The organism is Candidatus Hydrogenedentota bacterium, assembly GCA_013359265.1.
Lineage (GTDB): Bacteria > Hydrogenedentota > Hydrogenedentia > Hydrogenedentales > SLHB01 > JABWCD01.
In genome coordinates this window covers 151,506-164,019 of record JABWCD010000005.1, presented here as the reverse complement: position 1 = coordinate 164,019, position 12,514 = coordinate 151,506, and the positions used below count along the sequence as shown (strand labels likewise).

Genomic DNA, 12,514 nt, shown 5'->3' with positions numbered 1-12,514 from the left:
ATAGGGCGGTCAACGAAAGGACCAAGAACACGTTGGGTCCTACTCGACCCCGTGGCTATGTCATACCTTTTGTTTTCCAGGTCGTAGACCGTTCTCAAGGACCAACATATAAGGAGCACACGTCGATGCCCAGCACCACGCCAATGGCAAAATACTGGTTTGGCAAGCGCGCACCGGAACATGCGGACGCTTGGTACACCTACTACCGCGCAGTGAAAACGCAGGGCGTACTTGATGCGAAGACGAAAGAATTGGTCGCCGTAGCGGTCGGCCTCGTCATGCGCTGTGGGCACTGCGTCGAAGCGCACACGAAGGACGCCATCCGCGCGGGCGCCAGCAAGGAGGAAATCGCCGAAGCACTCATGGTCGCCTCGCAGATCGCCTCCGCATCGCAGCTTTTCTTCATGGGCGACGAACTGGACAAACTGCTGGCGGGTGATTGATACATCGGGAGCGGGCGGCGTCGGGGTAGTGGTCGTGTGAAGGCCCAATTTCGGATCGTTGAGCAATCAGCATTACGCCCGCCAAACTTCGACAAGCGAAACGGTACAAGATAGCGCCTTATCTTAGGAGTTTGCGGCACATGAACGCGATCTTGACTGCGGTCGGCTCTCTGCTCTTGGTCGTAGGCCACGCCCAAAGTGCGGACGCCGCCGGCCCCGTGCTTGGAATTGATGGTTTTTCCTTTACACTGAATGACAAGCCCGTGTTTTTGTTGGGCGCCAGCTACTACGGCGCCCTCGGAAGCGAACGCGAAGAATTCATCGAACAGGATATGGATGACTTCGCAGCTCATGGCTTCAACTGGGTTCGCGTGTGGGCGACCTGGGCTGATTTCGATAACAACGTGTCCGCGGTTGCGACAAACGGATTGCCGCGCCAGCCCTACATGGCGCGGCTCGAAAGACTGTGCGAACTGGCCAGCGTGCGCGGAATCGTGGTCGACGTGACGGTGACCCGCGGGAAACCGCCAGCGTTTCCAAGTAACTTTCCGGAACATCTCGCGGTCATGAACTGCCTGGCAAAGGGCCTGAAGCGCTTCCGAAATGTGTATTTCGATATTGGAAACGAACGGAATGTTGGCGATGAGCGGCACGTCCCCATCAAGGAAGTTGGAGACCTGGTTCGCGCGGTAAAGCAGATTGATCCGGACCGACTTTGTACGGCTTCGGATGGCGGCGATTTGTCCAAGGAAGCCACAATCGAATTGGTCGAGATAGGTGGAGCGGATTTTATTTGTCCACACCGAGCGCGTGTCGAAGAGTCTCCAATGCAAACCGCGGGCACTACACGAGCCTACCGTGCCTGGCTGACTGAGGGCGCCAAGGCTGTCCCGGTTCACTACCAAGAGCCGTTTCGGAGGGATTATGGCAATTGGAACCCCACTGCAGACGATTTCATGACGGACTTAGAAAACGCCAAGGATGGTGGCGCGGCAGGCTGGTGCTTTCACAACGGCGCAAACAGTCTGACTTTCGACAAGCGGCCTCGCCGATCGTTCGACATGCGAGCAGCCGAGGGGCGTCTTTTCGATCAATTGGACAAGGTGGAAAAGGAGTTCTTGTCACACTTGCGCGCCGCTGTGGCCAAACCGTAATCGGCCGGGCCTTTCGGGTGCGCGCAACCGAGGGCAGCACACGGGCGACAGTGACGCTTGGCCCAGGTTTTTCACGCAATCGGAAACGGCGTGCGTTATCCATGATCCACTTGAAGTTCCATATGACCTGGTCTTTACCCCCAGTTCACATAAAGTATTCCCACACCATGCGCTCGATGATTCTCTCGCGAGCATTTCTCACCGCGCCAGAAGGCACTTGTAGCTACGACGATGTCGTAGAACCGCGAGAAAAGCGGGCGAGCACGATTCAAGCTTGCGCCGGCCACTGTAAACTTGGGGCATGCCAGCCTTCCCTTTCCTCGACGGCATTCAGGGACAACTTGCGATGGATGAATCACCGCCTCATTGGCACATAAGACTTTGAAACCCCAAACCGCTATCATCGCAATGTGCGATTACAGTGACGTATCCAATTCTCGATACACTGCGCCCAGATCGGTTGAGATTGGCGCGTATATCCTCTCGAAGCGCGCTCCATACGCACTTTGGGCATCCTCGTTCGGATCGATATCTTCTGTCGAGAACGCAATTTGACGAAGCGCCTCATCGATGTCTTTGTATAGCCCCGCGCCCTTCCCCGCGAGGATTGCGACACCGAGGAGGGTGACTTCGGGGTTGGTGGTGATCTCGACGGGCAGGCCGCTAATGTCTGCCTTGAGTTGAAGCCAGAGTGGGTTCTTCTGTCCACCGCCGACGACACGGAGGCGCTTGGGCATTCGACCGACCGCGCTGCCGATGGCGCCGATTTGCTTGCGGAGCTGAAAGCAAAGACCTTCGAGTGCCGCGCGGACGATTTGCCCGCGCGACGTCATCGTTTGCAGGCCGAGGATGGTCCCCAGCGCGTGCTTGCTGGCGTCCGGACCCATGCCACGCATGAAGGCAGGGAGCATGTAGACACCGCCGGCCGGTATCTCCGCCTCGGCGAACATCGTTTCGTAAGCGCGCTCCCCGGGTACATCGGGATAAAAACTCGCGCGGACCCATTCCGTGACCGCGCCCGCAATCATCAAGCTCTGGCAAATCCATTGGCCCGGCAGCGCATGACACTCGAAGTCGAGTCCGTTGGCATGATGCTCGGGAGTCGGCGCGAATCGATCAACGGTCGCGATCAAGATTTCCCACGTGCCCGTGATATCAATCCAGGTGTTCGGGTCGCTCACACCCGCGCCAAGCACGGCGACTTCGCAATCATGGCCACCCGTCACCACCGGTGTGCCCGATTTCAATCCCGTCTCCGATGCGGCCTTCGCCGTGACAACGCCAATCTGCGTACCTGCCTCGCTCGTTTTCGGAAGAATATCGGGGTTGACCTCGCAGGCCTCGAGCATCCGCGGCGACCACGTGCGTCTCGCCATATCGAGCAGCATGCTGGTGGACGCGATCGTACACTCGGTGCTGAACTCGCCGGACAGCTTGTAGGCGATGAAATCCTGAACCCACAGCCAGCGGTGCGCCTTGTCGAGCGCCTCGGGCCGGTGCTCACGAAACCAGAGGAACCGATTCGCGGTGTTAATGGGGTAGTTGTGGTAACCCGTAATCTGAAAGGCCTCCGCATCGCCCACCCGAGCGGCCAGCGTCTCGCGCTGAGGCGCCGTGCGCCCACAGTGCCAACTGATGAATGGGTAGAGTGGATTGCCGGACGCATCGAGCGGCAGGCCGTCGGTTCCGAAACCGGTGCACGCCACAGCCAGGATACCGTCCGTACCACCGGCCTTTTCGCCCACCTCCCGAACACACGCACAGACCTTTCGCCAGAGTGTGTCCGGGTTCCAAATCATCCACCCCGGCTCCCCCTGCGTATCCTGTTCGGGCGCATTGCGACGATGCGCCAGTGCGAGGAGGGTGCCGTCCAGGGCAAATAGACCCGCCTTTATAGCCGTAGCTCCGATGTCGATTCCGAGTATCATTTGATTCACTTGCGTTTCATATATGTTTCAATTCATCTTCCGCTCGAGATTCTACTCCGCCTTCTCGGCAACCTCTTTCGGTTCCTCCGGCAAGGCCTCGGGTAATTCATCAGATATGGCTAGATTCAGCGTAAGTATTCGTGTATCACCAAGTTTCATCGGAATCGGAATATATATTTTATTTAACCATCCCACTTCAGATTCAAGTACGTCCTGCGCATCTACCGCCTCGCTGAAGTAGATTGGGTGCTCGCCGTCCGTTGATGCGTGGACGGCAATGAGGTTTGGGCCGAAGTACGCGACATCCCGATGGTTCGTGGGTCCTTTGCGAAACGCCACGTAATTCTCCAGGATCAGGAGCAGCTCACGCAGTAGGTCGCTGGTCACGGCAGGTTCCGCAATATAGATGGACGCCCAGCCATCATCGAAAAACTTCACCGCCACGCTCGGCTTGCCCGAGTCCTTATACTTTGCGAGCACCTCGGATTCGGCAGCGTCGATATGGAAAAGCGGCGCCCAGCGCTCGGCCGCGCCAAACTCGTCGCCTTTCGCCATCCAACGCCCGCCGGAAAGCTGATAAACGGAACCCGCCATTGCGGGTTTATCAAACTGGACGACTTTATGACCGGTCGTGTCGATCACGTTTTGCACGTCTGCCGAGTCGGCGAGGTATCCGGGCGCGTACAACCAGATGGCGGCGGCCCCATTGGCTATCATAATGTTGCGAAGTTGTTCCCGGTCTTCGCCATCCAAGCGGAACACATTCAGGAACAGATAGGCCGAAGCCGGCGCCGCGTGGCCGTCGAGCACGTCCTGCAACAGACAAAACTGCGTGGGTGCACCGACGCGAAGTGCGCTGTCCCGTGCGCGGAGCAACAAGGACTCGTTGAGCTTTGTATCGCAGCGCTGGTAGAACCGGCTTGCCTCGTCGACGACGATCATGAGTGTTGTGCGTTTCTGCGGCGTTGGGTATTCGATAAAGTCGCCCGGCCGCGGCGCACCCGGGGCGTTCCACGTTGCCTCGTACACTTCGCGCATACGGCTGAACATTTCCCATACGCGCGGCTCGTATAGCGCACCCGAGCCGTGGTCGTCCGCCCAGGCGAGCGCGAGACCGTGCGCGAGGATCGATGCGAAGTTGCGCTTTTGCACGCGCATGACGTCTTCGGTGCGGAGCCCTTCAATCCGGTCGACTGCGCCGGTATCCGCATTGCGCGAGATGCCGGTGCGCGTATCGTCAATGATGACCCACTGCCGCGCGTGGAACCCCGCGCTGTTGACAGGGCCCATAAATCCACCCGCACCGCCGAGCCCCCGATCCTCATACGACACGGGACTTACGAAGCCGTCGATTTCGCCATCCAGCAATAGACCCAGCGCACAGTGCCCCGCATCGTTCGCGGTCAATTCGAAGGAATGTCCATAGGGCGCGAAGAGCTTAAGATAGTTCGCCGAACTCTGATGGATGTGGCCCGCGAGATTCGCAATGAAGTCCGCCGTGGATTCAGACACAAAGCGCAAATAGTCGATCTGGTTCTGTTCGGCGGGATAATCGAAGAACACGTTCGTTTGATCGGTGGTGTCGAGTTTCGGCGGAATCTCCGCGGTATCCAGCGAGACAACCTCGGTCCCCCACGCCGCGCGCAGCGCCGTATCGTCCGGGTAGGCCGCGCGTAACCATTCGCGAAAGGCCTCCATGTTCGCCGCGGAGCGATCGTAGTCGCCGGTGCGAAACCACCGATCTTCTTCCAACGCTCCCAGAAGAAAGCCCGTTACCCGCGCGCCGCGCCCTGAATGCTCAATTTGTTCGGTCAATGCCGACAGCGCGCGCCGACTCGCATCGAGCCACACATCCGACGCAATTGATGGATATCGCTTTTGCCCTTCCCCACTTGTCGCAACCGCTTCGGGATGCGCGTCCAACCAGGCGTCCGGCGGATTCAGCGAGATGCCAAGGATAATCGATGCCTCCGGGTCCTCCTGCTCGATGCGATCGAGCGGATATAACGAAGCATTCACATCCTGGCCAAGGTCGGGCCACGGAAACTGCATGCGCAGGATGTGCGTGTGGATACCCGCGGCGGCCGCCAACTTCACCTCACCCGCAACCGCCTCGACATCGGAGCCGGGCTGAATCGACCCGTAGAAATAGAGCGGCGGCGCAACCGGTTTTGGCGCGTCCGGCTGTTCGGGTATGGGTGCATCGGCCGGGGTGCCCGTGGGTTTCGGTTGCGGCAGAACCGTGGCCGGTGCGTTCGTACGTGCGCCCAGCCAACTGCCAAGCGCGCCCGCCAACACAACGAACACGATGGCGGCAATTACGCGGACTGCTATGCCTTGCGATTCAGAGCGTGCGCGACGCGACATATTCCGCCAACGCGCGCAGGGGCGCCCCGCGCTCTCCAAACCGGTCCAGTGCCATGCATGCTTTCGACACCATCTGGAGCACGATTTCTCGCGCCCGCTCTTCGCCCGCGATCGTGGCAAACGTGACCTTTTGTTCGCCATCGGAGTGAAGATGATGCGCGTCGATGATGTCGTCGGTTATCTGGAACGCAACCCCGACAAGCGAGGCATATTGCTCCAAGTCCGTGATTTGTTCGCGACTTAAACGCGCAATCTGCGCCGGAACGGAAATCGCCGCAAAAAATAAGGCGCCCGCCTTTTTCAAATGGATGTCCCGCAAGCGCTCCAATGTGTGCGCCTCGCGTTCGAGGGTAAGGTCCGTGTGTTGGCCCAGTATAAGCCCCGACGTGCCAACCATTGCCGCCAGTGTATCGACCACGGCAGCTACACCTTCACTTTCGAGGAATTCAGCCGCATTTCTCGCAGCCAACGCGTACGCCTCTGACAGCAGCGCAAGCGACGCGAGAATCGCCGTTGCTTCGTCGAATTTGCGATGCGTCGCAGGCTGGTCGCGGCGCGTGTCGGAATTGTCCATAGCGGGCAAATCATCGAGAATCAGCGACGCCGTGTGCACAAATTCGATGGCGCACGCCGCATCCAGCATTTGCCCCGGTTCAAGGCCTCCGATATCGGCGACGGCCAACGCGATCAACGGCCGCAACCGTTTGCCGCCCCCGAGCACGGCATAACGCATGGCCGCATGAACGTTGCGCGGCTCGACATGCTCCGGCGGCAATCGTTCCCCAAGGGCCGATTCGACGAGTGATTTTCGTTCAACCAGGTATTCAGCAAGGGCCGCCGAGGGCATTGTCCGTGTCCGGTTACTGCGTGTTCGGTTTGTCGAGCGCGACCCAACCGCCGATGTCATACCGTTCGCCGGTCGATTCCGCCTCGAATATCGCGCGCGCGAAAAACTCGAGCGTTCCACCCTCCGTCTCGAATCGCTCGGTACGCGGCGAACCATCCGATCTCAACGCCGCAATCGCACGCCCGTTCAGTCTGAGTTCGATTCGCGTCGCGCCGAGTTGAGGATAACAATTCGCGTGCGTTACGGACAATTCGCCCGCCGGCACATCAGCGGTCGCGCAACTGGAAATCGGATGGACCTGAACGTCTTCGCTATGACCCTGCGCCGTCCAGTCCCGTTGGATTGGCGTGTACCAACCGCGTTTGGGCAGTTCAATGCCCGGAAAGAAGTGTCTGTCGGCACGAACAAGCCCCCAGAACGTGCCAATTGCGCGGCTCTTGGCCGCCACCGAGCGCCGATGGCGAACCGCCTTCGGAACGTACGCCAATGCGGCGATCCACGAGCGCACGTGCGCCACGGCCTTCCACACGGCCCCCGACGCGGCCGCGCGCCCGACCGCTCGTATTTCGGACACGGCATAGTGCGCGACGATGCCCACGAACCGGCCCGACGGAAAGTTTCGGAGCATCAGGCGCGCGCGGTTTCGCGTGTTGAGGTAATACTTGCGATGCGCGCGCGCCCCCTCCCCCATCGTCGCGCTGAACTTGTGCCGCACGGCAGCCGACGGACACGACCAGCATTCATATCCCGCGTCCCAAATGCGCAGACAAAGGTCCAGATCGTCCAGATAGATTTCGAAGTCGCCCGGTAGCAATCCAACCGCCCGCAAGGCGTCCGCGCGCAGGAACATCGCGCCTCCACACACGCCAAGCACCTGTTTCGGTTCGGCCCAGCGCGGGCCATCGACGCGGCCAAGGCCTTCGTCCCACGCGCCGCCCACGATCGTGCAGGCGATCCCCACGGAGTTGATTAACCACGGTTGATCGAACAAAAGCATTTTGGGCGCGATTGCGCCCGCCTTGGGGTGTACGCGTGCAAATTCGACCAAACGCTCGACAGCGTCCGGTGCGGTGGAAGTGTCGTTGTTCAGGAGAAAAATGTAATCCGCGCCCGCGCCTAACGCCCGCTCCATGCCTACATTATTGGCGCGCGACCATCCGAGATTCTCCCCGCACTCGAGAATCTCGACGCGCGGGTCCGAGCCAAAGCGCTCTTGGACGTATTCCACCGAACCGTCGGTGCTGGCGTTGTCCAGGAGCACGATGCGGAGATTCTCGTAGGTCTGCTTAATGAGGGATTCAAAACACGCTTCGAGGTGCTCCCGGCCGTTCCAATTAATGACAAGGACATGTACAAACGGAGTGGACATAGCAGTCTGAAGTATAGCAACGTGGGCCGCGATGCTGCATAGATACGCCCCGGCCAGCTCTACTCCCAACCTTTCTTCCACCCCTCCCATTGCTCTCATCCCTCTCGTTCCCGCCGACAAGAGGTTTAATCCAATCCCGATTGCGATTACGATTACTCCTCGCCATGGCACGCAGCTTCACCCGAGCGCGATCGAAGTCGGTCGAGGACAATGGACCCAGCGAAGACTGAAATCGATTCTTTCAAGAATAACGTGCGTACAAACTTGGGGAACACGACTATGAACTTGCCACGCAATTCGGCGGCAATTTCGCGCCGCGATCTACTGCGCGCCTCCGTCGCCGGTGCGGCGGCAATATCGTTTGCCCGCGCCGACGATCGTCCAGCCGTCACAACACCGCGCGCGACGTCGGGCGACAGCGCCGTCGAGCCGAATTGGGAACAACGGCTTACCGTGACGGTTGGGCCGAAAGACGCCGATATCATGGGCGCGAACGACAAGGCTATCCAGGCCGCGGTCGATTATGTGGCGCGGCTCGGCGGCGGGACAGTCAATGTGCTTCCCGGAACCTACCGTCTGCGCAATTCAATCTTCCTTTCTTCCAACGTGCGGCTCGCCGGCAGCCGCGAGGATTCGATTCTGCTGAAGGAGCCCTCGGTTGAGACGACGCTTACGCTCGATTCCGATTGGTACGACCAGGAAATCACGCTGGCCGATGCATCCGGCTTCAATGTCGGCGACGGGGTGTGCCTGCGCACCAAAGACGCCGACACGGGTGCGACGCACGTTTTGAGGCGCACGCTGGTGGCGCGCAATGGCAACCGATTCAAACTGGACAAGGCATTGCGCGAGAACTTTTGGACCGGCAGCGCGCCAACAGTCACCAGCGTGTTTCCGTTGGTGACGGCAGAATTCATGTCGCACATCGCAATCGAGAACCTCGCGCTGGACGGCAATAAGGAAAATAACGCGTATCTCGATGGAAACTACGGCGGGTGCATCTGGTTTCAGGACTGCAGCAACCTGGTATTTCGCGGCGTGACCGCGCGCAACAACAACGGGGACGGGATCAGTTGGCAGATTTGCCACGATGTCATCGTCGAGGACTGCTACAGCCATGATAACCAAGACCTCGGCCTCCATCCCGGGTCCGGCTCACAGCGCCCTCTCATTCGCAACAACCGGCTCGAGCGCAACGGTATCGGCATCTTCTTCTGCTGGGGCGTAAAATATGGCCTTGCCGAAAGAAACCGAATCGAAGACAACCGCGACTACGGTATCTCCATCGGACACCGCGACAACGAAAACGTCGTGCGCGGCAACGATGTGCTCCGCAGCGGCAAAGCCGGCATATTGTTTCGACCGGAACGCGGCGAAGGGTTTACGGCGCAGGGCAACCGTTTCGAGAACAACCGCGTCGTCGACAGCGGCGCCGATGACGGCGTCGGCATTGACGTGCAGGGCGTCACCGCATCGAACGTGATCGCGCGAAACGAGATCCGGGAAACGCGCGGCCCCGCCTCGCGCATCGGCATTCGGCTCGGCGCGGAAACCGGCGCGAACGAATTGACCGGGAATACCGTTGAAGGGTTTAGCGTAGCGGTCCAGGATTTGAGAAAGGCGTAGTGCAAATGGGGTGCTTGCGCGCGATAATCTGCATCATCTTCCCGCCGCTGGCGGTGATCGATTATGGATGCGGATCGGTGTTGCTGGTTACTATACTATGGCTGATCGGGTGGTTGCCGGGCGTTATCGCCGCGCTGATCATTTGTACCCGCGCAAGCGATTGACGCGCCGCCACCGCACGGAGGCGCCTCAATGCATTCAATGCTCCTGGCCACGCAACTCGCCATGCTTGCGGGAGGTCCCAGTCCCGCCGAACTGAAACCCGTAATCGAGCGAGGGCTCGCATACATCGAGCGCGAAGGCCTGAAGTGGAAAGACGAACGCGACTGCGCGTCGTGCCATCATGTGCCGATGATGTTATGGACCCTTGGCGCGGCCAAGGCCCTTGGATACACCGTAAACGACCAGGTAGTGGCCGACGCGGCGGCGTGGACGTTTCGCGAGGACAACGCCTCCAGGGTCCTGTATCCACCGGAAACGCCGCCCGAGAAGCGGGCGTATACCATCGCGGCCACGTTTTCCGTCCTCGCGTTTCCAACCCCGCCAACAACCGACGCGGCACAACTCGCCAACATGGGGCGTTTTACTTCCTTTCTCGCGGAAAAACAAAGTGCCGATGGCTCATGGCCCGCATCGGGTAGACTGCCGGTTAACGCCGGCGTGGAATCGGCGACGATTCTTAATCGTCTCGCGCTGGCGGCGCCGTGGGTAGCGAACGGTCAGGCGAGCGTCGACAAGGCGAACGCGTGGCTTGCCGCGCAACCGCCGTCAGACGACTTTCAGGTGCGCAATCTGCGGTTGCTGCTCGCGGCGCGCGAGCATGCAAATGACGCCGCACTTGTGCCATTGATCGACCGTGTGTGCGAACGGCAAAATGCGGATGGCGGCTGGAGCCAGTTACCGGATATGCCCAGCGACGCTTTCGCTACGGGACAGGCGATACTGGCGCTTGCGTCCGCGCGGTGCGGATACAACTATCCCGCGACAGCGCGCGGCTTGGCGTTCTTGCAGACGACGCAGCGCGAGGACGGCGCGTGGGCAATGGCCTCGCGCAAGGTTGAAGGCGCGGCAGAGGTCAAGAACCTCGATCCGATCACGTACGCGGGCACGGCGTGGGCGATGCTCGGGTTGATGGAGGCCGTGGCGAAACCGTAACGCGGTACGCAATCGTGATTGCGTAGGCGAGAGAAAGGCATATGGGTCTCATAGGACGTATGAGACCTATTTCATTTATAGTGGGTGTCATGAGCGGCGAACTGTTGATAGCGAAATCGGGTGACCACGACATTTGCCTGCGCGCGGCAATGGCGAACCGGCATGGATTGATCACCGGCGCCACGGGCACGGGAAAGACGGTAACGTTGCAGACAATGGCGGAGCAGTTCTCCGCGGCGGGGATCCCGTGCTTCATGTCCGATGTCAAAGGCGATTTATCGGGCATCGCGGTCCCCGGCGGCGGGAATGCCAGGGTGACGGAGCGCCTCGAACTGTTGGCGCTGGGTGGGCACGTCTATCAAGGCTTTCCGGTCACCTTTTGGGACGTATTCGGTGAGACCGGCCATCCGGTTCGCGCAACCATATCGGACATGGGGCCACTGCTGATCGCGCGCATCCTGGAACTCAATGACGTCCAAACCGGCGTACTAAACATCGTCTTCAAGGTTGCCGACGATGACGGTCTACTCCTGCTCGATTTGAAAGACTTGCGCGCGATGCTCGCGTACGTCGGCGAGAACGCGAAGGATTTTGCCACGGATTACGGCAACGTCTCGTCCGCCAGTATCGGAGCCATTCAGCGCGGCTTGCTCGCGCTCGAATCGCAGGGTGGCGGCCAACTCTTCGGCGAGCCAATGCTGAACATAGATGACCTGATGCAGTCCGACCGGGGAAAAGGCGTCATCAATATCCTCTCCGCCGATCGATTGATGCAGTCGCCGCGATTGTACGCCACCCTGTTGCTCTGGCTCTTGTCGGAACTGTTCGAGAATTTGCCTGAGACCGGCGACGACGACAAGCCCAAACTCGTGTTTTTCTTCGACGAAGCGCACCTCCTGTTCGATGACGCGCCGGACGCGCTACTCGACAAAATCGAGCAGGTCGTGCGCCTGATCCGGTCGAAGGGAGTCGGCGTGTATTTCGTGACGCAGAATCCCGCGGATGTTCCGGATAAGGTCTTGTCGCAGCTCGGCAACCGTGTACAGCATGCGTTGCGCGCGTTTTCGCCCAAGGACCAAAAGGCCGTCCGCGCTGCGGCTGAGACCATGCGCGACAACGAAAACATCGACGAGGCAAAGACCATCACGGAGCTGGGCGTTGGCGAGGCGCTGGTCTCTTTCCTTGATGAATCAGGCAAACCGAGCGTGGTCGAACGCGCATTTATTGTGCCGCCGCGCGGGCAGATCGGCCCCATCGATCCCGCGCAACGCAAGAAGATCATGCAATCGTCTCTCGTGGCGGGGGCCTACGAGAAGGTTGTGGATCGCGAATCCGCGTACGAAGTGTTGAAACAGCGTGTGGAGTCCAAACCCGATCCACAATCGAAATCCACGCCGCGCGCTGCGAACGAAAGCGCGGGCAGCGTCATCGGCGATTTGCTCGGCGGCGCGATGGGGTCGCGCGGGCGGCGACGCGAAGGCATGGTCGAAGCGATGGCCAAGAGCGCCGCGCGCAGCGTCGGCAGCCAGATGGGCCGCGCAATTGTCCGCGGCATTCTCGGATCGATGCTCGGCGGAAAGCGGTAGCAGTGCACCAGACAATAGTCCCAAACGATGAAATTCATC

10 protein-coding genes are annotated in these 12,514 nt (G+C 59.9%); 6 read left to right on the top strand and 4 right to left on the bottom strand.

Features of this window, described 5'->3' with window-relative positions; translation table 11 throughout:
• Positions 1-125 precede the first annotated feature (125 nt).
• Positions 126-443, top strand: a complete 318-nt coding sequence (locus tag HUU46_06030; GenBank protein ID NUM53181.1) for a carboxymuconolactone decarboxylase family protein — start codon at positions 126-128, stop codon at positions 441-443.
• A gap of 140 nt (positions 444-583) precedes the next feature.
• Positions 584-1,597 (top strand): hypothetical protein, encoded by a 1,014-nt coding sequence (locus HUU46_06025; protein ID NUM53180.1) that lies wholly within the window; start codon positions 584-586, stop codon positions 1,595-1,597.
• A 416-nt stretch (positions 1,598-2,013) separates the two neighbouring features.
• On the opposite strand, the gene HUU46_06020 is transcribed toward HUU46_06025, so the two are convergent.
• From HUU46_06020 to HUU46_06005, 4 genes are read right to left on the bottom strand one after another with little or no spacing between them, the layout of a single operon-like run.
• Positions 2,014-3,534 (bottom strand): hypothetical protein, encoded by a 1,521-nt coding sequence (locus tag HUU46_06020; GenBank protein NUM53179.1) that lies wholly within the window; start codon positions 3,532-3,534, stop codon positions 2,014-2,016.
• Between the two features lie 42 nt (positions 3,535-3,576).
• Positions 3,577-5,892, bottom strand: a complete 2,316-nt coding sequence (locus HUU46_06015) for a beta-galactosidase (GenBank protein NUM53178.1) — start codon at positions 5,890-5,892, stop codon at positions 3,577-3,579.
• Positions 5,870-6,739, bottom strand: a complete 870-nt coding sequence (locus HUU46_06010) for a polyprenyl synthetase family protein (GenBank protein ID NUM53177.1) — start codon at positions 6,737-6,739, stop codon at positions 5,870-5,872. The genes HUU46_06015 and HUU46_06010 overlap by 23 nt, the downstream gene beginning before the upstream one ends.
• Positions 6,740-6,752: 13 nt before the next feature.
• Positions 6,753-8,108 (bottom strand): glycosyltransferase family 2 protein, encoded by a 1,356-nt coding sequence (locus HUU46_06005; GenBank protein NUM53176.1) that lies wholly within the window; start codon positions 8,106-8,108, stop codon positions 6,753-6,755.
• Between the two features lie 279 nt (positions 8,109-8,387).
• Between HUU46_06005 and HUU46_06000 the strand changes: the two genes are divergently transcribed.
• The 4 genes from HUU46_06000 to HUU46_05985 all read left to right on the top strand — a co-directional run bounded on the left by HUU46_06000 (position 8,388) and on the right by HUU46_05985 (position 12,475).
• On the top strand, positions 8,388-9,734 hold the full coding sequence (locus HUU46_06000) for a right-handed parallel beta-helix repeat-containing protein (GenBank protein NUM53175.1): 1,347 nt from the start codon (positions 8,388-8,390) through the stop codon (positions 9,732-9,734).
• Positions 9,735-9,739: 5 nt separating this feature from the next.
• Positions 9,740-9,898 carry a YqaE/Pmp3 family membrane protein gene (locus tag HUU46_05995; protein NUM53174.1) on the top strand — a complete coding sequence of 53 codons (159 nt, stop codon included), beginning with the start codon at positions 9,740-9,742 and terminating at the stop codon, positions 9,896-9,898.
• A 28-nt stretch (positions 9,899-9,926) separates the two neighbouring features.
• The gene (locus HUU46_05990) at positions 9,927-10,889 is read left to right on the top strand and encodes a hypothetical protein (protein NUM53173.1); all 963 of its coding nucleotides are present in this window, start codon (positions 9,927-9,929) and stop codon (positions 10,887-10,889) included.
• 89 nt (positions 10,890-10,978) lie between these two features.
• Complete coding sequence (locus tag HUU46_05985; protein NUM53172.1) at positions 10,979-12,475, top strand: DUF853 family protein; 1,497 nt, start codon at positions 10,979-10,981, stop codon at positions 12,473-12,475.
• Positions 12,476-12,514: the final 39 nt, after the last annotated feature.

What these genes read in the sequence shown, in the direction of transcription:
- HUU46_06030 (NUM53181.1), top strand. Translation starts at nt 126, where the DNA reads ATGCCCAGCACCACGCCAATGGCAAAATACTGGTTTGGCAAGCGCGCA.
- HUU46_06025 (NUM53180.1), top strand. Translation starts at nt 584, where the DNA reads ATGAACGCGATCTTGACTGCGGTCGGCTCTCTGCTCTTGGTCGTAGGC.
- HUU46_06015 (NUM53178.1), bottom strand. Translation starts at nt 5,892, where the DNA reads ATGTCGCGTCGCGCACGCTCTGAATCGCAAGGCATAGCAGTCCGCGTA.
- HUU46_06010 (NUM53177.1), bottom strand. Translation starts at nt 6,739, where the DNA reads ATGCCCTCGGCGGCCCTTGCTGAATACCTGGTTGAACGAAAATCACTC.
- HUU46_06005 (NUM53176.1), bottom strand. Translation starts at nt 8,108, where the DNA reads ATGTCCACTCCGTTTGTACATGTCCTTGTCATTAATTGGAACGGCCGG.
- HUU46_06000 (NUM53175.1), top strand. Translation starts at nt 8,388, where the DNA reads ATGAACTTGCCACGCAATTCGGCGGCAATTTCGCGCCGCGATCTACTG.
- HUU46_05995 (NUM53174.1), top strand. Translation starts at nt 9,740, where the DNA reads ATGGGGTGCTTGCGCGCGATAATCTGCATCATCTTCCCGCCGCTGGCG.
- HUU46_05990 (NUM53173.1), top strand. Translation starts at nt 9,927, where the DNA reads ATGCATTCAATGCTCCTGGCCACGCAACTCGCCATGCTTGCGGGAGGT.
- HUU46_05985 (NUM53172.1), top strand. Translation starts at nt 10,979, where the DNA reads ATGAGCGGCGAACTGTTGATAGCGAAATCGGGTGACCACGACATTTGC.